Origin of the sequence: Mesorhizobium sp. RCC_202, assembly GCF_041355295.1 — a bacterium.
Classification (GTDB): Bacteria; Pseudomonadota; Alphaproteobacteria; order Rhizobiales; family Rhizobiaceae; genus Mesorhizobium.
Genome location: NZ_JBFUPO010000001.1, coordinates 635,059 through 658,778, shown reverse-complemented (window position 1 = coordinate 658,778; position 23,720 = coordinate 635,059). Strand labels below are relative to the sequence as shown.

Sequence of the window (23,720 nt, the reverse complement as noted above, 5' to 3'; positions counted from 1 at the left end):
AGTTCTGCAAAACCTGGCTGACCTTGGGAGGGTGACCGTCATGGCTACTCAGCAAACCCGTTCGCTTGCCCGTTTCATGATGGCCCCATCCGTGGTGCTGCTGTTTGTCTGGATGATCGTGCCGCTGGCCTTCACGCTGTGGTTCTCGTTCCAGCAGTACAATCCGCTGAACCCGATGCGCGACGGCTTCGTCGGCTTCTCCAACTACGCGCTGTTCTATTCCAACCCGGCCTTCCTGCAGTCGATCCTCAACACGCTTACCATCGTCGTCAGCGTGCTGGTCATCACCGTGGTCGGCGGCATCCTTCTGGCGATGCTCATCGACCAGCCGATGTGGGGCCAGGGCATCGTGCGCATCCTGGTGATCTCACCGTTCTTCGTCATGCCACCGGTCGCCGCATTGGTCTGGAAGAACATGATCATGCACCCGCAATACGGCGTCTTTGCCGATATTGCGCGCTTCTTCGGCCTGCAACCGATCGACTGGTTCGGGCAATATCCGCTCACGGCAATCATCATCATCGTGGCCTGGCAGTGGCTGCCCTTCGCAACGCTGATCCTGCTGACCTCGCTGCAGTCGCTCGACGGCGAGCAGAAGGAGGCGGCCGAGATGGACGGCGCCGGCTTCCTCAGCCGCTTCTGGTATTTGACGCTGCCGCATATGTCGCGCGCCATCACCGTCGTCATCCTGATCCAGACCATCTTCCTGCTCTCGGTCTATGCCGAGATCCTGGTCACCACCAATGGCGGCCCGGGCTATGCCTCCACCAACCTGCCCTTCCTCGTCTACCAGAAGGCGCTGCTGGAGTTCAAAATCGGCCAGGCATCCGCTGGCGGTGTCATCGCCGTCATTCTCGCCAACATCGTTGCCTTCTTCGCCATGCGCGCCGTCGGCAAGAACCTGGACAAGTAAGGGAGGACAAGATGGCACGCGCAGTCACCACCCAGCACAAGACCATTGCCACGGCCGCGGCCTGGATCGTCGCCCTGCTGATCTTCTTTCCGATCCTTTACACGATCATCACCTCGTTCAAGTCGGAACAGGAGGCGATCCAGGGCTTCAATTTGATCCCATCGGGAACCTTCGAGAGCTATTCGGAGGTCCAGGCGCAGAGCGGCTACTTCAAGTTCTTCCTGAACTCGGTGCTGCTCTCGGTCGGCTCGACCATCCTGGCCCTGCTCGTCGCCATTCCGGCGGCATGGTCGATGGCCTTCTCGCCGACCAAGCGGACCAAGGACATCCTGATGTGGATGCTGTCCACCAAGATGATGCCGGCGGTCGCCGTGCTGTTCCCGATCTACCTGATCTTCCGCAATCTCGGACTGCTCGACAGCCGCATCGGCCTGATGGTCATGCTGATGCTGATCAACCTGCCGATCGTGGTGTGGATGCTCTACACCTACTTCCGCGAAATCCCCGGCGAGATCCTGGAAGCGGCACGCATGGATGGCGCGTCGCTGTGGAACGAGATCATCTATGTGCTGACACCCATGGCAGTGCCGGGCATCGCCTCGACCATGCTGTTGAACATCATCCTGGCCTGGAACGAAGCGTTCTGGACGATCCGGCTCACCACCACCAACGCCGCACCCCTCACCGCCTTCATCAGTTCCTTCTCCAGCCCGCAAGGCCTGTTCTGGGCCAAGCTTTCAGCGGCCTCGACACTGGCCATCGCGCCGATCCTGATCATGGGCTGGTTCAGCCAGAAGCAACTGGTGCGCGGCCTGACCTTTGGCGCCGTGAAGTAGAAGACCGCAAACGGCCGACGAAATCCCCGGGAGGAAACCATGGGAAATATCACGCTCAAGAACGTCTCCAAGTCCTTCGGATCGACGTCGATCATCCCCGGCCTTGATCTGGTGATCGAGAATGGCGAGTTCGTCGTCTTCGTCGGCCCCTCCGGTTGCGGCAAGTCCACGCTGTTGCGCCTGATCGCCGGGTTGGAGGACACCAGCGGCGGCACCATCAACATCGATGGTCGCGACGTCACCGGCGAGGCGCCGGCCAAGCGCAAGCTTGCCATGGTGTTCCAGTCCTACGCGCTCTACCCGCATATGACGGTGGCCAAGAACATCGGCTTCCCGCTGAAGATGGCTGGCGAAGACAAGGCGACCATCGACAAGAAAGTGGCGGACGCGGCGCGGGTGCTCAACCTCACCAACTACCTCGAACGCCGTCCCGGCCAGCTTTCCGGCGGCCAACGTCAGCGCGTCGCCATCGGCCGTGCCATCGTGCGCCAGCCGACCGCCTTCCTGTTCGACGAGCCGCTGTCCAACCTCGATGCCGCGCTTCGCGGCACCATGCGGCTCGAAATCAGCGAGCTGCACCATCAGCTGAAGACGACGATGATCTACGTCACCCACGACCAGGTCGAAGCCATGACGATGGCCGACAAGATTGTCGTGCTCAATGCCGGCAACATCGAGCAGGTCGGCTCGCCGATGGAGCTCTACAAGACGCCGAAGAACCTGTTCGTCGCCGGCTTCATCGGCTCGCCCAAGATGAACCTTATCGAAGGCGCGCCGGCCGACAAATACGGCGCCAAGACCATCGGCATCCGGCCCGAGCACATCAACATCTCGACCACCTCCGGCGATTGGAAAGCGACGGTCGGTGTTGCCGAGCATCTAGGCTCCGACACCTTCCTGCACGCCCAAGCCGACGGCATCGGCACGATCAATGTCCGCGCCGACGGCGAGGTTGCCGTGAAGCATGGCGATGTCGTCTATCTGACGCCGGACAAGACCAAGCTGCATCGCTTCGGCGCCGACGGCAAGGCTCTGGCGCAGTGACGTTGAAAGGCAAATCGGCGCCGATCACCGGATCGGCGCACGGTATCGAGACGAGCTGAAGACGATCAGTTGAGGGGGAAGGCGCTTCTCTCTTTCCTCCGGAGAAGACGCCGCGGGGCAGGTGAGGGACAGCACGCTGGAACACCGGATGCTGTCCCTCATCCTCGCTCACCCAAGGAGGCAAAACAGTCGGGCTGCAGGTCGGCCAAAGGGTATATGAGATGACCGTGAAACTCTCTTCCTCGAACCTCGCCAGGCTTCCTTCGAAGGTCTCCGGTCCAAAGTATGACCGCGCCTCGCTCAAGGCGGGTATCGTCCATTTCGGCGTCGGCAATTTCCATCGTTCGCACCAGGCCATCTATCTGGATGACCTGTTTGGAACCGGCGAAGGCCACGACTGGGCACTGATCGGCGCCGGTGTGTTCGAAGGTGAAAAGATCGGCCGCGCCAAGCTGCAGGAACAGGATTGGCTGACCACTGTCGTCGAGCAGGACCAGGGCCATATGAGCGCCCGCGTCACTGGCGCCATGATCGATTTCCTGATGCCCGGCGATACGCAGGCGATCATCGAACAGCTCGCCGATCCGGCGATCAAGATCGTATCGCTGACCATCACCGAAGGCGGCTATTTCATCGATCCGGCCTCGGGCAAGTTCAATCCGGCCCATCCCGACATCGTCGCCGATGCACGGCCGGGCGCGGCGCCGAAGACCGTTTTCGGCATCATCCTTGCCGGCCTGTTGCGCCGTCGCGCCGACGGCATCGTGCCGTTCACGGTCATGTCCTGCGACAACATCCCCCACAACGGCCATGTCACGTCCGATGGCGTCATCGGCCTCGCCCGGCTGATCGACGAGGATCTCGCCAACTGGGTCGGCGATCATGTCGCGTTCCCGAATGGCATGGTCGACCGCATCACGCCGGCCACCACCGACCGCGAGCGCAAGATTCTCGCCGACGATTTCGGCCTGGAAGACGCTTGGCCGGTGTTCTGCGAGCCGTTCAAGCAATGGGTGCTGGAGGATCATTTCACCGCCGGCCGCCCGGCGCTGGAAAAGGTCGGCGTGCAGTTCGTCAAGGATGTCTCGCCTTACGAGCTGATGAAGATCCGCATCCTCAACGGCGGCCACGCCACAATCGCCTATCCGGCCGGGCTGATGGACATCCATTTCGTCCATGAGGCGATGCAGGAGCCGCTGGTGCGTGATTTTCTCGCCAAGCTCGAGCATGACGAGATCATCCCGACCGTGCCGCCGGTGCCGAATACCGACCTCGAGGACTACTATCAGCTCATCGAACGCCGCTTTTCCAACCCAAAGATCGGCGACACCATCCGCCGGCTTTGCCTCGACGGCTCCAACCGCCAGCCGAAATTCATCATCCCGACGATCGCCGACCGGCTGAAGGCGGGCAAAAGCGTCGCCGGACTGGCGCTGGAATCGGCGCTCTGGTGCCGCTACTGCTTCGGCGCCACCGACAGCGGCGCCGTCATCGAGCCGAACGATCCGAGCTGGGACCGCATGCAGGCGACCGCGAAGGCAGCGAAGGACGATCCGAAGGCCTGGCTTGCCATGGAAGACATCTATGGCGATGTCGGCCGCTCAGCCGTTTTTGGGGAAGCTTTTGGCCATGCGCTGAAGGTGCTGTGGGCGAATGGCGCGCGCGAAACATTGACGCGTTATCTCGCCGGCAAGCTCTGAAAGCACCGGAAGCAACAGCCATGACGCCGCAACTGGTCATCTTCGACTGCGACGGCGTTCTGGTCGACAGCGAAGCACTCTCGGTATCGGCGCTGCTCGGCATGATCGAGCGCGCCGGCGGCGCCGTCAGCGAGGACGCCGCCTACGAGCATTTTCTCGGCAAGAGCATGAAAAGCGTGCGCGAGATCCTCGGCCGCGATTTCGGCATAGAGATCAGCGACCAGCATCTGACCGCCATGCGCGTCGACTTGATGCGCAAGTTCCGCGAGGAACTGAAGCCGATCCCGGGCATCGCGGAAACCTTGCCGAAGCTCGGCCTGCCCGTTTGTGTCGCCTCGTCCGGAACGCTGGAGCGCATCCGCTACGCCCTCGACGTCACCGGCCTGCTCGCCTTTCTGGAGCCGCATCTGTTCAGCGCCACCATGGTTCGGCGCGGCAAGCCGGCGCCGGATCTTTTCCTGCACGCCGCCGCCTCGATGCGCGCGCATCCGCGCGATTGCCTGGTCATCGAGGACAGCCCCGCCGGCGTTGCCGCGGCGCGTGCCGCGGGCATGCGCGTCTTTGCCTTCACCGGCGGTTCGCATGCCGGCAATCCCGGCTTGAAAGCGCGGCTTGCGTCGACCGAACCGGACTTTATATTCGCTGACATGCTGCAATTGCCCGATCTGATTGCAGGCCTGGGAGCGAGAGAAAAAGCATCTTGACGAAGAGTTTCGTTTGCGCGGTCGATGTCGGCACCGGGAGCGCTCGCGCGGGCATTCTCGACTCTGCCGGCAACCTGCTCGGCCGGGCCGATCACCCGATCGCCATGCACCAGCCCAAGCCCGATCACGCCGAGCACGATTCGGAAGATATCTGGTCGGCCGTGTGCAAGGCCGTGCGCGGCGCCCTGCAAAAATCCGGCGTCGCCGCCGACAGTATTGCCGGCATCTCCTTCGACGCCACCTGTTCGCTCGTCGTTCGCGACAGGAACGGCGACCAGCTCAGCGCCTCCGTCACCGGCGAGAAGCGCTGGGACACCGTCGTCTGGCTCGACCATCGCGCCATCGCCGAAGCCGATGAATGCACGGCAAGCGGCCATGTCGTGCTCGACTATATCGGCGGCGTCATGTCGCCGGAAATGGCGACGCCGAAGCTGATGTGGCTGAAGCGGAACCTGCCGAAGACGTGGAATGAAGCCGGCTATCTATTCGATCTCGCCGATTTCCTGACCTGGAAGGCATCAGGCTCGCTCGCCCGCTCGCAATGCACGCTGACGGCGAAATGGACCTATCTCGCGCATGAAGAAACGAGCTGGCGTCGCGATTTCTTCGACCTCGTTGGCCTGGACGACCTGTTCGCGCACGGCAATCTGCCCGAGAAGGCCAGCGCGGTCGGGGCCGATATCGGTCCGTTGACGGCCGAGGCGGCCGCCGATCTCGGTTTGACCGAAAAATGCCGGGTCGGCGCCGGCGTTATCGACGCCTATGCCGGCGCGCTCGGCGTTCTCGGCGGCTTTGCCGGCGACCAGCAGGATATCAGCCGGCACCTGGCGCTGATTGCCGGCACCTCGTCCTGCGTCATGGCGATGTCGCCCGATCCGCAACCCTTCGCCGGCGTCTGGGGCCCATATTACGGCGCGGCGTTGCCGAAGCTCTGGCTTGCGGAAGGCGGCCAGTCGGCCACCGGCGCCTTGCTCGACCACATCATCCGCTTGCACGGCGCCGGCGGCGAGCCGGATGCGGCCATGCATATGAAGATCGCAGGCCGTGTCGCCGAATTGCGCGCCGAGGACGGCGATGCGCTGGCGGCCCGGCTGCATGTGTTGCCGGATTTCCACGGCAACCGCTCGCCGCTCGCCGATCCGCATGCCGTCGGCGTCATCAGCGGCCTGACGCTGGACGCCTCCTTCGACAGTCTTTGCAAGCTCTACTGGCGCACCGCCGTCGGCATCGCGCTCGGCGTGCGCCATGTGCTCGATGCGCTGAACGAGAACGGCTATCTGATCGATACGCTGCATGTCACCGGCGGCCACACCAAGAACCCGCTATTGATGGAACTCTACGCCGACGCCACCGGCTGCACCGTGGTCGAGCCGCTGGCCGACGAAGCGGTGCTGCTCGGCACCGGCATGGTGGCGGCCACCGCCGCAGGGCTTTATCCCGACCTCAACGCGGCTTGCGTTGCCATGCAGCAAGGCGGCAAGACGCGCGCGCCCAACAAGGCCGCCGGCGCTCGCTTCGACCGCGACTACCGCATTTTCCTCGAAATGCACCGCCAGCGGCGGATGCTTGACGCGATCAGTTAGTCTATGGCTTGCGCAGCGACAGGCCGGTCGTTGCGTCGAAGAGGTGGATGCTTTCCTCATCGAAGGTGTAGCGGACAGGCGCGCGCAGCGCCGGGCACTCGCGGGCCGGCACCAGGGCGCTGACCTCCTTGCCGCCGGAGCCAAATGTCACCAGCGCGTCATTGCCGTGGAATTCGATAAGGTCGGCGGTGCCTTGCAGTATGTTGGCGGCGCCGGCGCCGGCCGTTTTCAGGTCTGGGGGCCGGATGCCGAGGACGGCGCGGTCGCCATCGTGGAGATGGAAATCCGAGCCGTCCATCGAAAGCACGGTGCCAGCACCCGTTAGCATCCAACTGTCTCGGGCGTGGGTGACCGTCACCTCGATGAAATTCATGTTCGGCGTGCCGATGAAGCCGGCCACGAACAGATTTCCGGGTCGACGATAGATTTCCGCCGGCGAGCCGATCTGGGCGATGACGCCGTCCTTCAGGAGCACGATGCGATCCGCCAACGTCATCGCCTCCAACTGATCATGCGTGACATAGACGGTGGTCGTCTTCAGCGACTGATGCAGCCTGGCGATCTCGATGCGCATGTGGTTGCGCAGCTTGGCGTCGAGGTTGGACAGCGGCTCGTCGAACAGGAACACTTTCGGCGTCTTGATCATGGCGCGAGCGATCGCCACACGCTGCTGCTGGCCGCCGGAAAGCTCCGTCGGCTTGCGGCCGAGATAAGGGTCGAGGCCAAGCGTCCTGGCGACCGCCTCGACGCGCTTCTTGATCTCGGCCGCCGGCACCTTCTGCCGCTTCAACCCGAAGGCGATGTTGTCGAAGATCGTCATATGCGGATAGAGCGCGTAGTTCTGGAACACCATGGCGATGCCGCGGTCGCCGGGTTCGAGATCGTTGACCACCTTGCCGCCGATCGAGACCTCGCCGCCGCTGATCTCCTCCAGCCCGGCCAGCATCCTGAGCAAGGTCGACTTGCCGCAGCCGGACGGGCCGAGGAAGACGACGAATTCGTGCTCCTCGATCGTCAGGTTGAGGTCGCGGATGACGGTCGTGGCGCCATAGGCCTTGTCGACATGGGAGCAGACGATCGCGGACATCTCTTATCCCTTCTCGCCAGTGACCAGGATTTGCAGCTTGACGTCCTGCGGGTTGCCGGCGGCCGCCCGTTCGAACGCCTTGATGCTGTCGGAAAAATCATAGGTGCCGGTGATCAGTGGCTTGAGATCGACCTTGCCGGACGCGATCAGTTGCAGCGCCCGGTCGAAGATGTTGGCGTAGCGGAACACGGTTTCGATGCGCGCTTCCTTGGCGATCGCCGCCGGCACGTCGAGGCTGACCGGCTCGACCGGCAGCCCGACCAGCACCACCGCGCCACCCGGCCGCACCACGCCGAACAGGTCGGCAAAAGCCTTCGGGCTGCCGCTCGCCTCAAAAACGATGTCGGCCCCCCAATTGTCGGTCGCCGCCGCGACGGCGTCGGCCAGCGATTGCTCGCCGATATTGACCGGCTCGATCCCGGCATATTGCGCGGCGATTGCCAGCTTCGGGGCCGAAAAGTCGGAGATCAGCACTTTGGAGCAGCCGCCCGCCAGCGCGGCCAAGGCGATCATGATGCCGATCGGGCCGCAGCCGACGACGACGGCGACATCGCCTGGAACGATCCGGGCACGCGTTGCCGCCTGCATGCCGATGGCGAAGGGCTCGACCATCGCGCCCTCGGCGAAGGAGACGTTGTCCGGCAGCTTGTAGGTGAAGGCCGCGGGGTGAACGGCGTAGGGCGCGAGCACCCCATGCACCGGCGGCGTTGCCCAGAAGCGGACGTCCGGATCGACATTGTAGATGCCGAGCTTCGTCGCGCGCGACGCAAGGTTCGGCACGCCGGGTTCCATGCAGACGCGGTCGCCGACCTTGAATGCCTCGACATTGGCGCCGACCTCGACGACCGTTCCCGCGGCTTCGTGGCCGAGCACCATCGGCGCCCGCACGACATAGCTGCCGATGGCGCCATGCGTGTAATAGTGCACGTCGCTGCCGCAGACGCCGACCGTGTGGATGGCGATCTTGACGTCGTCCGCACCGACATCCAGCGGCAGCGCGATCTCGCGCAGCGACAGTTTGCCTTTTTCTTCAAGCACCAGTGCCCGCATCGGGGTATTCCTCACATCAAGTCTTCTTTTGCCGGAAAACGGAATTCAGGAAGCCGCTCAAGACACCGAGGAAAAGCAGCGGCGGCAGTGACAAGAGCACCACCGAGGCATTGAGGATGCCCCACGGCACGTTCATGCCTTGCTGCGAGAGTTCGGAGGCGACGATCGGCAAGGTCTTGGCGTTGGAACTCGACAGCATCAGCGCGATCAGGAACTCGTTCCAGACCAGCACGAAGCTGAAGGCGACAGCGCCGATCAGCGAGCGCGCCGCGACAGGCAGCGCAATCCGCCAGAACACGGAATAGGCGCCGTAGCCATCGACGAAAGCGGCTTCCTCGATCTCCTTCGGCACGCCCTGGAAGGCTGGGATCGCCAGCCACATGATCACCGAGATGGTGAGCAGCGAATAAGTGACGATCAACGCCGGCAAAGTGTCGTAGAGACCGATCTGCAGCCAGATCACCATCAGCGGAATGGCGACCGCCACCGGCGGCAGGAAGCGCAGCGACAGGACGAAGAACTGGATGTCGCCGGCAAAGCGATTGGGGTAACGCGCCACGGCGTAGGCAGCCGGCAGGCCGAGCGCGATGCCGATCAGCACCGCCGAGCCGCAGGCGACGACCGAATTGTAAAGGCCGGTGAGCACGCTGTCGCGGCCGAGGATGTAGCTGATGTTGGCGAGTGTCGGCGTGAAGATCACCTTCGGCACGCGCGTGATGATGTCGACATTGTTCTTCAGCGCGTTGAGCGCCGTCCAGACAAGCGGGAACACGGCCAGGAATCCGGCCAGCGCCAAGATGGTCTTGGCGATCAGTCTGCCGGGCCTCATGCCTGCACTCGCTTCCACAGCATGGTGAAGGTGATGACGGTGGCGATCATCATCAGCACCGCCATGGCCGAGGCGTAGGAGACCTTGCCGGATTCGATGAAACCCTGCGAGAAGGCATACATGTCGAGTGTTTCGGTCGCCACGCCCGGACCGCCGCGCGTCATCACATAGATCAGGTCGAAGGAGCGCAGCGACTCGATCATCTTGACGAACATCAGGCTGATCAGCGGCGCCTTGAGCATCGGCAAGGTGACATAGGCATGGATCTGCCAGCGCTTGGCGTGATCGAGCCGAGCCGCTTCGATCGGCTGCGGCGGCAAGGTTTCGAGCAGCTTCAGCACGATGACAGCGAAGAACAGACCCCATTGCCAGACATCGACCGAAGCGACGGCAAACAGCGCCGTCGAAGGTTTCGACAGCGGATCGAAGATCAGTCCGCCGGTGACGAGCCGGTACGGGTAGGTGGCGATGCCATAGAGCGGATGGTAGGCGAACTTCCACACGAAGGCCGCGGACACGCGCGGCAGAAGCACCGGGATGATGAACAGCAGACAGTAGACGTTGCGCAGGCGTGGGCTGGCGACCTCGAACATCAGCACGCCGAGCCCGACTGCCACCACCATGGTCGCCACGACGGTGACGATCTCCCATTTCACCGACACCCAGACGGCGTTGAGGAAACGGCGGTCGGAGAACAGATCGGCGAAGTTCGAGAACCAGACCCAGGAATAGTTTGCCGAGCTCAGCTCGCGGTTCTGCAGGGCGATGACGATGGCGTAGAGCGTCGGCACCATCGACAGCACCAGGAGAACGGCGAGCGTCGGAACGAGAAACGTCACGGGCAGGGAAGAGCGTTGGCGCATTGCCTATCCTCGGTCTATGCCTTTCAAGAGCGGCAAGGAAAACCCGTGACGCGCAGGTCCCGGCATCCAGCCGAATGCTGCGAACCACGCGCCACGGGCGGGAGGATTACTTCTTCTTCACCAGCTCGTTGGCGTAAGCCTCGAGCTCGTTGAGGCTGCCCTTGACGTCGGTGCGGGTGCCGCTGATCAGCTCCTCGAGGATGATGCCCCAGCGGTCGCCGAGATCCGGCCAGCGCGGGTCCTGCCAGAAGTTCACCGCAGTGACCTTGCCGGTCTCTGCCAACGCCTGGCCGAGGTCGGCGCCGTAGATGTCGGCGAATTCCTTGCTGGAGAGCACGCTGGTGCGGTTCAGCTCGCCGAACTGATGCGCGTCGAGCCGGCGCTTCTCGTTTTCCTTCGAGGTCGCCCAGGCGATGAACAGGCCGGCGCATTTCTTCGAAGCGTCGTCGGCATTGGCTTTGGCCGCGATGGCGAGGCCATGGCCGTAGCCGCCGCCGGGCAACGGCGAGGGCGGCGGCAGGAAGCCGATCTTGCCGACCACCTGCGAGGTCTTGGGATCGACCGCCATGCCCGACAGCGGCGTCGACTCGACCAGGATCGCGACCTGGCCCGAGAGGAAGGCGCCGGTCGATTCATCCCAGCTGCCGGTCTGCGTGCCGGGCGCCGAATCCTTGAACAACTTGAGATATGTCTCGGTAGCCTTCACCGCCGCGTCCGAGTTGAAAGCCGGCTTGTCGCCGTCGAACCACTTGCCGCCATAGGCCTTGAAGAACGGCATCCAGCGCCAGACATTGGCGCCCGAGCCGCGCGCGCCGCGCAGCGCAATGCCATACATGCCCTTGTCGGCGTCGGTCAGCTTCGGCACGTCGGCAATGAGCTCGTCCAGCGTCTTCGGCGGCTGGATGCCGGCGGCCTCCAGCACATCCTTGCGGTAGACCATCAGGTCGCCGCCGCCGGTCAGCGGCGCGAACCACACCTTGCCGTCATAGGTGGCGACCTTCTGGCGGCCTGGATCGAAATCGGCGTAATCATAGTCAGCCGGATAATAATCGGTCAGCGGCACGATCCAGCCCGACGACGCGAACAGCGCGACATTGGCCTCATCGACATAATAGACGTTGTAATTGCCGACGGTGGAGGCATCGGCGCGCGACTTGGCGCGGCGGTCGTTCTCGTTGAGGTAGTCGATCTTAAAGCTGGCGCCGGCAAGTTTCTCGAACTCCGCCTTGGAATCCTCCAGTAGCGTCAGGCCGTCGCGCGGCTGCGCCAGCACCTTGACCAGCGCCGTGCAGACCGGCGCCGCCAGCGCCATGGTCGAGAGGGTGGTGGTAAGCATGAAAGCTGCGCTCAAGCCCGCAGCGAGCCGAATTGGTTGCATTGATTTTCTCCTCCAGGAACAGTCGCAGGAAGCGGAAGCCCTCGGATTGCGCGATCCTCGCCATCGCCCGAGCGACAAGCCACCCATCGCCAAAATGAGGAGTTGCTAAAGGCCGCGCTAGAAGGCCCTTTGCGATAAACCTGTACTTTTATGCATTGTGCGGCGCAAAATATACCGTCCGCAGAGTCCGCCCGTCACACGAATATCAGTTCTGGTGGGCGGATGTGTTTTGGCTCCTGATCAGGCCCGCAGCGCCAGCCGTTGCCGCGACAGCTTGCGATAGGATGACGGTGTCATCTTGTGCTTGCGCAGGAAAGCCCGGTTGAAATTGGAGATGTTCATGTAGCCGACCTGGAAGCAGATGTCGGTGATCGGGGTATCGGTGTCGGCCAGCAGCTTGCAGGCCTGCCAGAGTCTCAGCTTGGCGACATGGTCGCTGAACGAGTTGCCGGTGTTCTTCTGGAAGAAGCGCGAGAAACTGCTTTCGCTCATGCCGGCGCGTTCGGCCAACTCCGGCAGCTTCAGGTCCTCGGCGAAATGCTGGAACAGATAGGTCAGCGTGCGCTGGATGATGTCGAGCGACGCGGCGTCGAGCATCGGCGAGAAGTCCGGCGACGACAAAAGCTCGTATTCCTCGGTCTTGGCCAGCAGGTCGACCAGTTCGAGGAACAGGCGGAACCGGCTGAGGCCGGTCACCGTGCCCATCCGCTCCATCAGCGCGGCGCCGTCGATCGCGGTCTGGCCATGGAAGGCCACGCCGCGCAACGATCGCTCGAGGAACGGCTCCAGCTCGCGCAGCTCCGGCAAAAGGCCGGCCGAGCCGCGCAACCGCTCCGCATCGAATTGCAGCACGATATCGCGGCCCTCGATCAGTTCGCCCGGCTGCACCGCCGTCACCCAGTCATGCGGCAGCCCGCCGCCGACAATGGTGAGATAACCCGGCCCGAACTCGCCGATATGGTCGCCGACCAGGACGACGCCGGACGATTTCCGGAGCAGATGGATCTCGTATTCCGGATGGAAATTCCAGACATTGCGTTCCCAGGGATAGTCGTCCAGCCGCCACAGGAAACTGTCGCTCGCCTCGGTCACGATGTGCTCGAAAGCGGGCGCTGTGCGCGGGATCGCGGCCGTGTTCTTCCTGCGCCTGAACGGCATTCGTTCCTCCCGGCAAGCTTCGCCGGCTGTTCCCATATGCGCAATCCGTAGCAGGCTAGTTCCGGCAAGTGAACGAGGCATTGGCCGTCGCCCGGACCGCTGGCTCAATTGCTGGCGGTGCCTCCTCCCTTGCCAACATGTCGCGTTTCGTTCACAAGGCGACGCAAACCGCGCCATTTCGCGCTGTTGATGTGCGGCTTCCGGCTCCGTGCCGACGCGCCGTGTTCTGAAAGAACGGATCAATGTCTGCGATCGAAACCGGCGCCCTTGCGCCGGAAAACCTTTGGCGTCAGGAAATCAGGGCGACGATTGCGCTCGCCTGGCCAATGGTGCTCACCAATCTTGGCCAGACCGCGATGACGGCCACCGACGTCATGATGATGGGCCGTCTCGGAGCCGATACGCTGGCCAGCGGCGCGCTTGGGGCCAATCTCTATTTCATGCCGCTGATCTTCGGCCTTGGCCTGATGCTGGCCACCTCGCCGATGATGGCGACCGAGCTCGGCCGCCGTCGCCATTCGGTGCGCGACCTGCGCCGCACGGTGCGCCAGGGCCTGTGGCTGGCGATCCTGATCTCGATCCCGATCGGGGTCGTGCTCTGGCACGGCGAGGCTATTCTATTGGCGATGGGCCAGGAACCGACGCTGGCACACCACGCCGGCATCTATTTGCGCTGGCTCGAATGGGCGGTGCTGCCCTTCTACGGCTACATCGTGCTGCGCTCGTTCATCTCGGCGCTGGAGCGTCCAGGCTGGGCGCTGGTCATCGTTTTCGTGGCTGTCGCCTGCAACGTCTTCTTCAACTGGGTGTTCATGTTCGGCAATCTCGGTATCCGCGCGATGGGCATCGCCGGCTCCGGCCTCGCCACGACCTTGTCCAGCACGCTGATGTTCATCGGCCTGGCGGCCGTGGTGATGCTGGAGCAGAAGTTCCGCCGCTATCACCTGTTCGGCCGCTTCTGGCGCGCTGATTGGCCACGCTTCCGTGGCCTCTTGCGGCTCGGCCTGCCGATCGCCGGCATTCTCGCTTTCGAGGTGACGATCTTCAATGCGGCAGCACTGTTGATGGGCCTGATCGACGCGGATTCGCTGGCCGCGCACGCCATCGCCATCCAGATCGCCTCGATCTCCTTCATGGTGCCGCTCGGCCTCAACCAGGCGGTGACCGTGCGCGTCGGCCTGGCGCATGGCGCCGGCAACCCCGAGGGGGTGTCGCGCGCCGGCTGGACGGCCTTTGTCATCGGCGTCTCGTTCATGGCGCTGATGGGCCTGGTCATGGTGCTGTTGCCGCATCTTTTGATCAGCGCCTTCATCGATATGACCGATCCGGCCAACGCCAGGGTGATCGCGCTTGCCGTTTCGTTCCTGGTGTTCGCGGCAATCTTCCAGGTCTTCGACGGCGCCCAGGCCGTTGCCGCCGGCATGCTGCGCGGCCTGCACGACACCAAGGTGCCGATGATCTATGCCGCGATCGGCTATTGGGGCGTCGGCCTGCCGCTCGGCGTGCTGCTTGCCTTCCATTTCGGCTTGCACGGCGTCGGCATCTGGATCGGCCTGGCCTCGGGCCTCGCCGTGGTGGCGGCGCTGCTCTTGGCGCGCTGGCTAAGGCGCGACCGCATCGGCCCGGCGCTGTCCTTCGGGCATTGAACGCAAAAGCGGCGGCCAACACCGCGCGGCCGCTGCCATCACCAGTCCGACGATCGATGGTTCATGCCTCGGGTCGGCTGCGGCGGAAGCTTCCTGCGTCGAATGGGAAGCGTGACGAACACGGCCACCCCTAACCCTGCGGCCAGGATGCTGCCCAGCCCGATAACAAGTTGCCTTTTTCATGCCCATCGCCTCACGCCAAAATAGATTGCATTCGTACTCTATATTTGTTATTGATTACGAACGAAATCTAAAAAAGGACATCGACGATGCGGGTTAGTCGCAGTCAGGCAGAGCAGAACCGGCAAACCGTGATCGATGTGGCAAGCCGACTTTTCCGCGAGCGTGGATTCGATGGCATCGGCGTCAAGGATCTGATGGAAGGCGCCGGGCTGACCCAAGGCGCGTTTTACAAACAGTTCGCATCCAAGGACGACTTGGTGGCGCAGGCGTCCAGGCGGGCATTGGAAAGCTGCGCGAACCGGTGGTCGGCCGCAGTCGCGGCGAGCCCCGAGGACCCGCTTGGCGCATTGATCGACTTCTATCTCAGCACGGGGCACCGCGAAGAGAGGATGGACGGCTGCCCGGTGGTTGCGCTCGGCTCCGATGCCGCAAGGCAGGGCATCGAGGTGAAGGCCTCATTCGAAGCCGGGATCAGGGACTACCTCGAGATGCTGGGTCCGTGGGTTGGCGAGGCCGGCGGCGATGCGCCTAGCGGCAAGGCCATGGCCATTTTATCGACCATGATCGGCGCGGTCGTTCTCGCGCGAGCGGTCAACGACGAGGAGCTGTCGAAGCAGTTCCTGCAAGCGGCCGCCAAGAGCGTGATGGGGTCGTCTGCCGGTGCTGCCCAAAAAGGACAGCTCCGATGACGGTGGTTTCTCCAGCCGGGTCCTGCGGCCCGGTCGGTCAACACAGTCGGGGGCGGCTTCTCGCCGATGCCGAAGCCCTGCCCGCTGCCCGTCTCGAGCGCGTATCGCTGGACGATATTGCGCGCCAGGCCCAGCCCAACCCCCTCCATCCGCAACACGGAGCCCATCACCATGGATGACGTCATCATCATCGGCGGCAGCTTTGCCGGTCTCGCCGCCGCCCTGCAGCTCGGCCGTGCCCGCCGCAAGGTCACCGTTCTCGATACCGGCTTGCCGCGCAATCGCTTCGCCGGCCACTCGCATGGCCTTCTCGGCCACGATCACAAGCCGCCGCTGGAAATCCTGGCGGAGGCGCGGCAGCAGCTGGCGCGCTATCCCACGATCAGACTGGTCAATGCCCGCGCCGACAACATCTCCGGCGCCATCGACGATTTCTCCGTCCTCACCGGCGATGGCGAAAGCCTTGGGGCGCGCCGCCTTATCCTGAGCTATGGCGTCGCCGACCAGATGCCTGATGTTCCGGGCTTTGCCGAAAGCTGGGGCACGTCCATCGTGCCCTGCCCCTACTGCGACGGCTTTGAATTCGCCGGCCAGCATTGGGGCCTCGTCTGGTCCGGCCCGCAGTCGCACAATCAGGTCAGGCTGTTCCACGATTGGACCGACAATTTGACGGTCTTCGCCGATGGTCACGACATTCCATCCGATATCCGAACCGATCTGGCGCGCCGCCAGGTACCTGTCGTCGACGGCAGGATCACCGAAATCGCCCGTCACGGGGACCATAATGCCACCGTCAAGCTCGATACCGCCCCCGATGTCGCAGTAGACATCCTGTTCGCGCATCCGCGCAACAAGCCGTCCGCAAGCCTGCATGAATCACTGGGCCTCGCCACGGTCAATACGCCCCTTGGCATCATCCTCAAGGTCGACGAGCGCCGCGAAACCAGCATGCCCGGCATCTACGCCGCCGGCGACCTCGCCAACCCCCTCGCGCCCCCCTCGGTCACCCTGGCGTCATCACACGGCGCGATGGCGGGGATCTTCGCCCAGCAGTCGATGCTGGTTTGAGAGCACAGATTCCGGTCGCCGAGGGGCATGGCGCCGGATTGTTAGGAGAACAGATGCGACGTATAGTTGTAACAGGCATGGGCGCGGTCACACCGCTCGCCGCCAACGTCGAAGCGTCCTGGTCGCGCCTCTTGGCCGGCCGCTCGGGGCTTCGGAAGCTTCCGGACGACATGGTGGGCGACCTGCCGGCGAAGATTGGCGGCGTGGTGCCGTCCGTGGAGGAAGACGCCGAGGCAGGGTTCGATCCGAACGCCATCCTGGCGCCGAAGGACCAGCGCCGCGTAGACCGCTTCATTCTGTTCGCGCTGGCGGCGGCGGATGAGGCGCTTGCGCAGGCGGGATGGGCGCCCGTGTCCGAGACAGATCGCCTGCGCACCGCGACGATCATCGCTTCGGGCGTCGGAGGCTTTCCCGCTATCACCGAGGCCGTGCGAACGGTTGACCAGCGCGGCGTGCGCCGTCTTTCGCCGTTCACGGTGCCGTCCTTCCTGGTGAACCTCGCGGCGGGCCATGTCTCGATCCGTCACGGCTTCAAAGGTGCGCTCGGCGCGCCAGTGACGGCATGCGCGGCCGGCATTCAGGCGATCGGTGATGCGGCCCGCCTCATCCGCGCCAATGAAGCCGACATTGCCGTGTGCGGAGGCACCGAAGCATGCATGAATGTCGTCAGTCTCGGCGGTTTTGCAGCGGCGCGCTCGCTATCGACCTCCTTCAACCACCGCCCTGAAGAGGCCTCTCGTCCATTCGACATATCGCGGGATGGTTTCGTCATGGGCGAAGGCGCCGGCGTCCTGGTCATCGAGGAATTGAACCACGCGCTCGCGCGCGGCGCCAAGCCGCTCGCCGAGCTCGTCGGTTACGGTACGACGGCGGATGCCCATCACGTCACGTCTGGTCCCGAGGACGGCGATGGCGCGCGTCGGGCCATGGAGATCGCAATTGCCCAGGCAGGTATTTCGCCGTGTGAGGTCGGCCATCTCAACGCACACGCGACCTCCACGCCGGTCGGCGATCTCGGAGAAATGGCGGCGATCAAAAGCGTGTTCGGCGCGGATTTCTCTATCGCCGTCAGCGGCACGAAGTCGGCGACCGGGCATCTGCTTGGAGCCGCCGGCGGCCTTGCGGCGATCTTCACCATCCTGGCGCTCAGGGACCAGGTGGCGCCGCCGACACTCAATTTGAGCGCTCCCGATCCGGTCGGCGACGGCATCGATTTCGTCGCAAACCGAGCCCGGCCGATGGCGATGGATTACGCGATCTGCAACGGCTTTGGCTTCGGCGGAGTGAATGCCAGTGCCTTGTTCAGGTGCTGGGCCGCCGCGGCGACTGACGCGAGCGCCAGAGGCACCCATAGCTGATGCGCCTTCGTTCCGGGCCTTAGCTTCTTCGCGTCCGATCCAACACAAAGAAAGTAATGATAGACATGAGCAAGACCAATCCCGGCGTCGCCTTGGTGACAGGAGCATCTTCCGGTATCGGCCGCGCGACGGCCATAGCCTTGCGGAGCGCGGGCTTCCGGGTATTCGGGACCAGCCGTCGTGGAGGCTCTGAAAGCTCCGACGGCATTACGATGCTGGCCTGCGATGTGACCGACGATGAGTCCGTCGCAAGAATGGTCGAGAGGGTGTTGACCGAGGCTGGGCGCATCGACCTGCTCGTCAACAATGCCGGTGTCGGCCTACTCGGCGGCGCGGAGGAATCCTCGACGGCACAGGCTCAGGCGCTGTTCGACGTAAACGTCTTCGGCGTTCTCCGCGTCACGAGCGCGGTGTTGCCGACAATGCGCCGGCAAGGAACGGGCAGGATAGTCAACCTCAGTTCGCTGATGGGCCTAATTCCGGCTCCCTATTCCGCGCTCTATGCGTCTACCAAGCATGCCATTGAAGGCTACTCTGAATCGCTTGACCACGAACTGCGTGCATTGGGAATCCGGGTTGTGCTGGTCGAACCCGCCTATACCCGGACGTCATTCGAAGAGAATCTCATAAGGCCGGACCGGCTGCTCGACATCTATGACGCTGCGCGTGGCAGTATGAACGGGGTCCTGCGGAAAGCAGTTGAAACAGGTGATGCTCCCGAGGTCGTAGCCAGGACTGTCTTGGAGGCCGCGACCGCGTCCGCCCCCAGGAGGCGCTATGCCGCTGGAAAAATGGCGCGCCGGGTCAGCATATTGCGCCGTTTCGTTCCCGAATCTGCATTCGACAAGAGTCTGAGAAAGCAAAGCGGGCTGCCGGTCTGACGTCGCGCCAACGGCGTCGGCATCTGGATCGGCCTGGCCTCGGGCCTCGCCGTGGTGGCGGTGCTGCTGCTGGGGCGTTGGCTCCGCCGCGACCGACTGGCGCCGCCGTTCGCTTTCGGGCATTGAGGCAGAACGGCCGCCGACGCCTGGCGGCCGCCAGATCACGAATGGCTGCTTCGCGCCTCATTCCTGACGTTTGCGTCGCAGGCTTAGCTGATGAAGGGCGTCAAACCGTCTGAGGTACCGCGACGCCGGCGTGGTGGCTCCCCAATTGCCAGAAGGGCAGCGGGAACCGTGCGCGCTCCTCTTCGATGATACGGAACCCCGCTCCCCGGATCAAGGCGAGCGGGCTGCGGGTGAGGTGGCAGCCGCCGGCGAGCCGTCCCCACAACCCGTTCAGTCGCACCTGCCACCTGCGGCAGCGCGGCCCCTCGGCCTGACCGTGCTCGATGAAGATCAGCCGACCCGTAGGCCTCAGGATGCGCCGGATTTCGGTCAGCGCCACGTCGGGGTCCGGAATGGTGCAGAAGGCATAGGTCACGACGACCGTGTCAGCGAAGGCATCGGCCAACGGCAGGCTTTCGCCGCTGGCCCGGAGGCATTCGACATCGAACGGCAGGGAACGGGTCCTGGGTCCGGCCAAGCCGAGCATTGTGCCGTCGGGATCGACACCGATCAGCCGCTCGACCCTGGCCGGATCGTAATAGGGAAGGTTCAGGCCAGACCCGAAGCCGACTTCGACAACAATGCCCTCTGCCCGCGGGATCATTCGCCTTCGCATGTGCGCGAACGCGTTGGCCGAACAGCCGGCGTGGACGAGGTAGGGAGCAATGCAGCGCGCGTACCAGGAGAGGCAGGATTGGCACATGTCTCAGCCTCCCCGCCCGGTGTTCGCAGAGCCGACTAAACCCGGGAAAGCACCGACAGCCGGTGCCAAGCGCCGCCCGCCGTGACCGGGACAATGGTGAGGGAGAGTATTGACCACTGACATTTCTCGCTCCAAGGGAGTCTCCTACCGGGCCCAATCGGCCTGACGTCGTGGGGATCGATAGAAGGCCGGCGTCCCCTCAACGTCCTCTCAATGTCCTTGGGCGGCCGCATACGGATCGATGGAGCGGTTGGAACTCCGGCTTCTGGGTTTTCCCGAGTTCCGTCTGAACGGGCGGCGCGTGGAACTTGCCTTGCGCAAGGCAGCAGCGCTCTTCATCTACCTCGCCGAGGCCAGGGGGCCTGTGGCGCGCGAGGTCGCAGCCACGCTTCTGTGGCCCGAAGCCGACGAGGAAGCCGCACGGGCGCGCCTGCGGCGCACGCTGTATAAAATCCGCATCGCGTTCGGCCGCGAGGTTATCGCCGCCAGCGGAACGTCCCTCAGCCTGTACCCAGCGCTCTCCGTCGAGGTCGACTCCAAGGTTTTCGAGCATGCCTGCAATGCCGGTCCTCTCGACGAGGCAGCCGATATGCATAAGAGCGGCTATCTCGCTGGTTTCTCAGTCCCGGATTGTCCGGAATTCGAGGAATGGGTCTTCTTCAGGCGCGAGGCCTTACGCAGCCGGCTGGTGCAGGCCCTCGAGCGGCTGGTCGAAGCGAAGATCGCTTCCGGCGAGCCTCGCAGCGCGGTCGTGCATGCTACGCGGCTGACGGGACTGGACCCTTTGAGCGAAAGTGCGCACCGTCACCTGATCCGTGCCCATCTGGCGGCCGGGGACAGGGCGGCAGCCGAGCGCCAAGCCGAATCCTGTGTCCGGCTGCTGCGGGACGAACTCGGCATCACGCCGGACCCCACCACTCTTGCCCTGCTGCGTGAGCCAACTCACGATACCACGCTTGATGTACCCAGAACGCGCTATGTCGAAGTGGACGGCATCCATATCGCCTACCAGATCGTCGGCAACGGCCCGATGGACATCGTGCTTGTTCCGGGGTTCATTTCGCATGTCGAGCGGGTCTGGGAAGACAGGAGTTGCCGCGCCTGGATCACTGCGGTTTCGCGTCTCGGCCGCCTGATCCTTTTCGACCGGCGAGGCATGGGACTTTCCGACCGTGTCGGCGCCCGCCCGACCGTCGAAGCAACGGCGCAGGATATTCTGGCGGTCATGAACGCGGCCGGTAGCCGTAAGGCCTTGCTCATCGGCGCCTCGGAAGGTGGGCCGGGTTGTGTCCGCTTTGCCGTAAACCACTCCGATCGCCTGATCGGACTTGTTCTCTGGGGTTCCCTTGCGAAAGGCAGCCGGGCGCCCGACTATCCTTTTGCCCTGACTGTCGCGCAATACGATCTATGGAAGCAACGGCTGCTCGCCAGCTGGGGTGGCCCGGCGGAAATCGAAACTTTCGCCCCGAGCCTGGCCGCAGACCGCCAGGCGCAGACCTGGTGGGCTGGGTTGCTCAGGGCGGCCTCAAGTCCTGGTGGGGTCGCTGGCCTGCTGGAAGCGCTGCGTGATACCGATGTTCGTCATTTCCTTGCAAAAGTCTCGGCCCGGACGATTGTTCTGCATCGCTTCGGCGACCGTGCCGTTCGCATCGAAGCCGGGCGCTTCCTTGCGGCCAACATCCCGGGCGCGAAGTTCATTGAGGTCGCCGGTAGTGACCACTGGTTCTGGGTCGGCGACCAACAGCCGCTGCTTGATAGCATCAGCGCGTTTGCACGACGCAGCTGATCGCTCACCAAGGCGCGCACTCTGCAGGGATGATCGGTTGCAAATGGATCTGTGAAGGCCTCGCGCTAGGCGGCCTCCGCTATGCTGGTAAGACGGCGGAGCACTGACTTTGCCTCAGCCGTCATTCGCCGGACTATCTCACCCGCAGGCAGGACTTCGTCGATGTTGCCGGCGCTTTGTCCGGCCGTCAGGCATGCCTGCTCTATGTCGCCGTTGAAATCCGTCGTCGGCAGGATAGCGCTGTAGCGCGGCACCGGGATCGTCTGGCCGTTGAGGACGGTAGTGCCGATGAACTGGCCTTCTGCATCCCTGGTGGCTTCGGCTTCCCGCCCCAGCGCCGCACGTGCGCCGTCATTGACGATGGCTCGCATGATCTGATCGGGCCACTCGGGCCCGTAAATGGACAAGAGCGCCGTATCGCCAACATCAGCAGCTAGCACGCGGTCCTTGTAGGCATCGTGCGCTTCGGCCTCTTGCGAAGCGAGGAAACGGCTGCCGCACCAGACGGCATCAGCCCCGAGAACAAGCGCGGCGGCCATGGTCGTGCCATCCACTATGCCACCTGCGGCAAGCAGCGGCAGGCGGGGGAAGCGTCGGCGAATGCGGGGGAAGAGCGTCATAGTGGACCCCTCCGCCCGATTGTGGCCGCCGGCCTCGGCACCCTGGACGATGAGAGCTTCGGCGCCGAGATTGACCGCTTGCTCAGCTTCGGCGACTCGGCCGATCTGCATCCAGACCTTGATACCGGCGTGCTTCAGCCTTCCGACATGTTCCGAGGTCGGCAACGTCCAAAAGAAGATTGCGAGCGACACCTGTTCCTCGATGAGCACGGATATGTGTTCGTCGGTGACGAAGTCGCCGATCAGGTCGACGCCGAAGGGCCGCTTCGTCAGTGACCTGGTCTTGCCGATGAGCTCGCGCAGGATGTGGGGCGGGTTGATGTCGCAGCCGATCGTGCCAAGCCCGCCGGCTTCGCAGACAGCGGCCGCAAGAGCGGGTCGGGCGATCATCGCCATGCCTGCATTGACGATTGGCGTCGCGAGCCCGAAGTCCCGGGTGATGGATGTCAAAATCACGTCTGTGTCCTTTGATTTGGTTGTGGGCAGCCTGCGCGTGACGCGCCGGCCAGGATTAATCGTCATGGCCGCATCGTGATCTTGGCCATCGAAGGAATTTCCCAATCCGCCATGACCCGCCGAGCATGGTGATGACGTAGGGCGCAGTGCGGCGTCCGCACCAAGAAAGACAGGACTGGAACACAGCTCAGCCTCCTTGCCTTGTGTTCTGAGCACCGACACGGTCCAGAAAGGCGTCGACCACCGGCGCCACGGTGTCGACATCGAGGAAGGCGGTGACATGGTTCTTACCCGCGAGTGGCAGAAACTCGCCGCCCGCCAGTTCCGCGAAATTCCTGACGGGCTCGCAACGGGAATCGAGCATGCCGCTGATTGCCAGCACCGGTATCCCCAGCCCCGCGAAGGCCGCCGAGAAATCTAACCTGTCCTTGGCAAGGCTTGCTTGAACAGCGGTGAGATCGTTGGCCCGGATCCGCCGGCTTGCGGCCTGCGAAAGGTCGGGGGCCAGTTGCGTCAAGAAGGCGAGCCAAGTTTCGAAGTCATTCTTCAGCGCCACTCGGAGGGAGGTGAGATCCTCCGCGAACGGATGCGCGCCATTGACGATCAGCGCGTTGACGCGGTCCGGATGATAGAGAGCCGCGGCCAACGCCACCACGCCGCCCATTGAATGTCCCATCAGCGCAGCATGCTGGACACCGGCATGGTCGAGCACGGCAACGACATCTGCCGCCCGCCTGAGGCCGGAATAGGCCATCGGATCGTGAGGCTTTCCGCTCCGGCCATGGCCGCGGCAATCGATGAGGATCAGCCGGCGCCCGCGCCGCAGCAGCTTGTCGACGTAGCCCGCCTCGTGCCAGCACTCGCTGTTTTCGGTCACGCCATGCAGCAGTACGAGCGGCTCGCCGCGACCCAGGTCCTCGTAAGCGATAGAGATGCCGTCGCTGGCAACAGCCTCGGACGTGCAATGATAGGAGAGTGTATTGACCAGTGACATTTCTCGCTCCCCCTCTGGGTCGGCCC

General features: G+C 63.7%; 21 protein-coding genes. 12 read left to right on the top strand and 9 right to left on the bottom strand.

All coding sequences use genetic code 11. The features are described from left to right. Positions 1-40 precede the first annotated feature (40 nt). The 6 genes from AB6802_RS02960 to AB6802_RS02935 all read left to right on the top strand — a co-directional run bounded on the left by AB6802_RS02960 (position 41) and on the right by AB6802_RS02935 (position 6,780). Entirely contained in the window at positions 41-913 is an 873-nt protein-coding gene (locus AB6802_RS02960; RefSeq protein WP_371008508.1) for a carbohydrate ABC transporter permease, read from the top strand. An 11-nt stretch (positions 914-924) separates the two neighbouring features. Next, positions 925-1,749, top strand: coding sequence for a carbohydrate ABC transporter permease (locus tag AB6802_RS02955; RefSeq protein WP_371008507.1), 825 nt, complete (start codon positions 925-927; stop codon positions 1,747-1,749). A 39-nt stretch (positions 1,750-1,788) separates the two neighbouring features. Then, on the top strand, positions 1,789-2,793 hold the full coding sequence (locus AB6802_RS02950; RefSeq protein ID WP_371008506.1) for an ABC transporter ATP-binding protein: 1,005 nt from the start codon (positions 1,789-1,791) through the stop codon (positions 2,791-2,793). 221 nt (positions 2,794-3,014) lie between these two features. Continuing rightward, positions 3,015-4,493, top strand: coding sequence for a mannitol dehydrogenase family protein (locus AB6802_RS02945; protein WP_371008505.1), 1,479 nt, complete (start codon positions 3,015-3,017; stop codon positions 4,491-4,493). 20 nt (positions 4,494-4,513) lie between these two features. Further along, on the top strand, positions 4,514-5,197 hold the full coding sequence (locus AB6802_RS02940; protein WP_371008504.1) for an HAD family hydrolase: 684 nt from the start codon (positions 4,514-4,516) through the stop codon (positions 5,195-5,197). Beyond that, the gene (locus AB6802_RS02935; protein WP_371008503.1) at positions 5,194-6,780 is read left to right on the top strand and encodes an FGGY-family carbohydrate kinase; all 1,587 of its coding nucleotides are present in this window, start codon (positions 5,194-5,196) and stop codon (positions 6,778-6,780) included. The genes AB6802_RS02940 and AB6802_RS02935 overlap by 4 nt, the downstream gene beginning before the upstream one ends. Before the next feature lies 1 nt (position 6,781). Here the strand turns inward: AB6802_RS02935 and AB6802_RS02930 are convergent, their stop codons facing one another. The 6 genes from AB6802_RS02930 to AB6802_RS02905 all read right to left on the bottom strand — a co-directional run bounded on the left by AB6802_RS02930 (position 6,782) and on the right by AB6802_RS02905 (position 13,145). Further along, positions 6,782-7,867, bottom strand: a complete 1,086-nt coding sequence (locus AB6802_RS02930; protein WP_371008502.1) for an ABC transporter ATP-binding protein — start codon at positions 7,865-7,867, stop codon at positions 6,782-6,784. A 3-nt stretch (positions 7,868-7,870) separates the two neighbouring features. Continuing rightward, the gene (locus tag AB6802_RS02925; RefSeq protein WP_371008774.1) at positions 7,871-8,917 is read right to left on the bottom strand and encodes an NAD(P)-dependent alcohol dehydrogenase; all 1,047 of its coding nucleotides are present in this window, start codon (positions 8,915-8,917) and stop codon (positions 7,871-7,873) included. Between the two features lie 16 nt (positions 8,918-8,933). After that, positions 8,934-9,746 (bottom strand): carbohydrate ABC transporter permease, encoded by an 813-nt coding sequence (locus tag AB6802_RS02920; protein ID WP_371008501.1) that lies wholly within the window; start codon positions 9,744-9,746, stop codon positions 8,934-8,936. Beyond that, the gene (locus AB6802_RS02915; protein ID WP_371008500.1) at positions 9,743-10,609 is read right to left on the bottom strand and encodes a carbohydrate ABC transporter permease; all 867 of its coding nucleotides are present in this window, start codon (positions 10,607-10,609) and stop codon (positions 9,743-9,745) included. The genes AB6802_RS02920 and AB6802_RS02915 overlap by 4 nt, the downstream gene beginning before the upstream one ends. Positions 10,610-10,715: 106 nt before the next feature. Beyond that, a complete protein-coding gene (locus AB6802_RS02910; RefSeq protein WP_371008499.1) occupies positions 10,716-11,987 on the bottom strand; it encodes an ABC transporter substrate-binding protein in 1,272 nt (423 codons plus the stop codon). A gap of 240 nt (positions 11,988-12,227) precedes the next feature. Further along, positions 12,228-13,145, bottom strand: a complete 918-nt coding sequence (locus AB6802_RS02905) for an AraC family transcriptional regulator (protein ID WP_371008498.1) — start codon at positions 13,143-13,145, stop codon at positions 12,228-12,230. Positions 13,146-13,387: 242 nt separating this feature from the next. Between AB6802_RS02905 and AB6802_RS02900 the strand changes: the two genes are divergently transcribed. From AB6802_RS02900 to AB6802_RS02880, 5 genes are all read left to right on the top strand, one after another. Next, complete coding sequence (locus AB6802_RS02900) at positions 13,388-14,791, top strand: MATE family efflux transporter (RefSeq protein WP_371008497.1); 1,404 nt, start codon at positions 13,388-13,390, stop codon at positions 14,789-14,791. 269 nt (positions 14,792-15,060) lie between these two features. Further along, the gene (locus AB6802_RS02895; RefSeq protein WP_371008496.1) at positions 15,061-15,663 is read left to right on the top strand and encodes a TetR/AcrR family transcriptional regulator; all 603 of its coding nucleotides are present in this window, start codon (positions 15,061-15,063) and stop codon (positions 15,661-15,663) included. A 171-nt stretch (positions 15,664-15,834) separates the two neighbouring features. Beyond that, positions 15,835-16,731, top strand: coding sequence for an NAD(P)/FAD-dependent oxidoreductase (locus tag AB6802_RS02890; RefSeq protein WP_371008495.1), 897 nt, complete (start codon positions 15,835-15,837; stop codon positions 16,729-16,731). Between the two features lie 53 nt (positions 16,732-16,784). Continuing rightward, on the top strand, positions 16,785-18,089 hold the full coding sequence (gene fabF, locus AB6802_RS02885; protein WP_371008494.1) for a beta-ketoacyl-ACP synthase II: 1,305 nt from the start codon (positions 16,785-16,787) through the stop codon (positions 18,087-18,089). A gap of 65 nt (positions 18,090-18,154) precedes the next feature. Beyond that, positions 18,155-18,970, top strand: coding sequence for an oxidoreductase (locus AB6802_RS02880; protein WP_371008493.1), 816 nt, complete (start codon positions 18,155-18,157; stop codon positions 18,968-18,970). A 226-nt stretch (positions 18,971-19,196) separates the two neighbouring features. On the opposite strand, the gene AB6802_RS02875 is transcribed toward AB6802_RS02880, so the two are convergent. After that, positions 19,197-19,838 (bottom strand): class I SAM-dependent methyltransferase, encoded by a 642-nt coding sequence (locus tag AB6802_RS02875; protein ID WP_371008492.1) that lies wholly within the window; start codon positions 19,836-19,838, stop codon positions 19,197-19,199. Between the two features lie 241 nt (positions 19,839-20,079). On the opposite strand from AB6802_RS02875, the gene AB6802_RS02870 reads away from it, so the two are divergent. Continuing rightward, positions 20,080-21,624 (top strand): alpha/beta fold hydrolase, encoded by a 1,545-nt coding sequence (locus tag AB6802_RS02870; protein WP_371008491.1) that lies wholly within the window; start codon positions 20,080-20,082, stop codon positions 21,622-21,624. A 65-nt stretch (positions 21,625-21,689) separates the two neighbouring features. On the opposite strand, the gene AB6802_RS02865 is transcribed toward AB6802_RS02870, so the two are convergent. Further along, entirely contained in the window at positions 21,690-22,700 is a 1,011-nt protein-coding gene (locus AB6802_RS02865; protein WP_371008490.1) for an NAD(P)H-dependent flavin oxidoreductase, read from the bottom strand. Positions 22,701-22,887: 187 nt separating this feature from the next. After that, complete coding sequence (locus AB6802_RS02860) at positions 22,888-23,694, bottom strand: alpha/beta fold hydrolase (RefSeq protein WP_371008489.1); 807 nt, start codon at positions 23,692-23,694, stop codon at positions 22,888-22,890. Between the last annotated feature and the right edge of the window lie 26 nt (positions 23,695-23,720).

Excerpts from the sequence above, each read along its gene's own strand:
- fabF (WP_371008494.1), top strand. The coding sequence starts at position 16,785 with ATGCGACGTATAGTTGTAACAGGCATGGGCGCGGTCACACCGCTCGCC.
- AB6802_RS02875 (WP_371008492.1), bottom strand. The coding sequence starts at position 19,838 with ATGTGCCAATCCTGCCTCTCCTGGTACGCGCGCTGCATTGCTCCCTAC.
- AB6802_RS02895 (WP_371008496.1), top strand. The coding sequence starts at position 15,061 with ATGCGGGTTAGTCGCAGTCAGGCAGAGCAGAACCGGCAAACCGTGATC.
- AB6802_RS02915 (WP_371008500.1), bottom strand. The coding sequence starts at position 10,609 with ATGCGCCAACGCTCTTCCCTGCCCGTGACGTTTCTCGTTCCGACGCTC.
- AB6802_RS02925 (WP_371008774.1), bottom strand. The coding sequence starts at position 8,917 with ATGCGGGCACTGGTGCTTGAAGAAAAAGGCAAACTGTCGCTGCGCGAG.
- AB6802_RS02870 (WP_371008491.1), top strand. The coding sequence starts at position 20,080 with ATGGAGCGGTTGGAACTCCGGCTTCTGGGTTTTCCCGAGTTCCGTCTG.
- AB6802_RS02945 (WP_371008505.1), top strand. The coding sequence starts at position 3,015 with ATGACCGTGAAACTCTCTTCCTCGAACCTCGCCAGGCTTCCTTCGAAG.
- AB6802_RS02950 (WP_371008506.1), top strand. The coding sequence starts at position 1,789 with ATGGGAAATATCACGCTCAAGAACGTCTCCAAGTCCTTCGGATCGACG.
- AB6802_RS02955 (WP_371008507.1), top strand. The coding sequence starts at position 925 with ATGGCACGCGCAGTCACCACCCAGCACAAGACCATTGCCACGGCCGCG.
- AB6802_RS02890 (WP_371008495.1), top strand. The coding sequence starts at position 15,835 with ATGGATGACGTCATCATCATCGGCGGCAGCTTTGCCGGTCTCGCCGCC.
- AB6802_RS02910 (WP_371008499.1), bottom strand. The coding sequence starts at position 11,987 with ATGCAACCAATTCGGCTCGCTGCGGGCTTGAGCGCAGCTTTCATGCTT.
- AB6802_RS02930 (WP_371008502.1), bottom strand. The coding sequence starts at position 7,867 with ATGTCCGCGATCGTCTGCTCCCATGTCGACAAGGCCTATGGCGCCACG.
- AB6802_RS02920 (WP_371008501.1), bottom strand. The coding sequence starts at position 9,746 with ATGAGGCCCGGCAGACTGATCGCCAAGACCATCTTGGCGCTGGCCGGA.
- AB6802_RS02940 (WP_371008504.1), top strand. The coding sequence starts at position 4,514 with ATGACGCCGCAACTGGTCATCTTCGACTGCGACGGCGTTCTGGTCGAC.
- AB6802_RS02905 (WP_371008498.1), bottom strand. The coding sequence starts at position 13,145 with ATGCCGTTCAGGCGCAGGAAGAACACGGCCGCGATCCCGCGCACAGCG.
- AB6802_RS02860 (WP_371008489.1), bottom strand. The coding sequence starts at position 23,694 with ATGTCACTGGTCAATACACTCTCCTATCATTGCACGTCCGAGGCTGTT.
- AB6802_RS02880 (WP_371008493.1), top strand. The coding sequence starts at position 18,155 with ATGAGCAAGACCAATCCCGGCGTCGCCTTGGTGACAGGAGCATCTTCC.
- AB6802_RS02900 (WP_371008497.1), top strand. The coding sequence starts at position 13,388 with ATGTCTGCGATCGAAACCGGCGCCCTTGCGCCGGAAAACCTTTGGCGT.
- AB6802_RS02960 (WP_371008508.1), top strand. The coding sequence starts at position 41 with ATGGCTACTCAGCAAACCCGTTCGCTTGCCCGTTTCATGATGGCCCCA.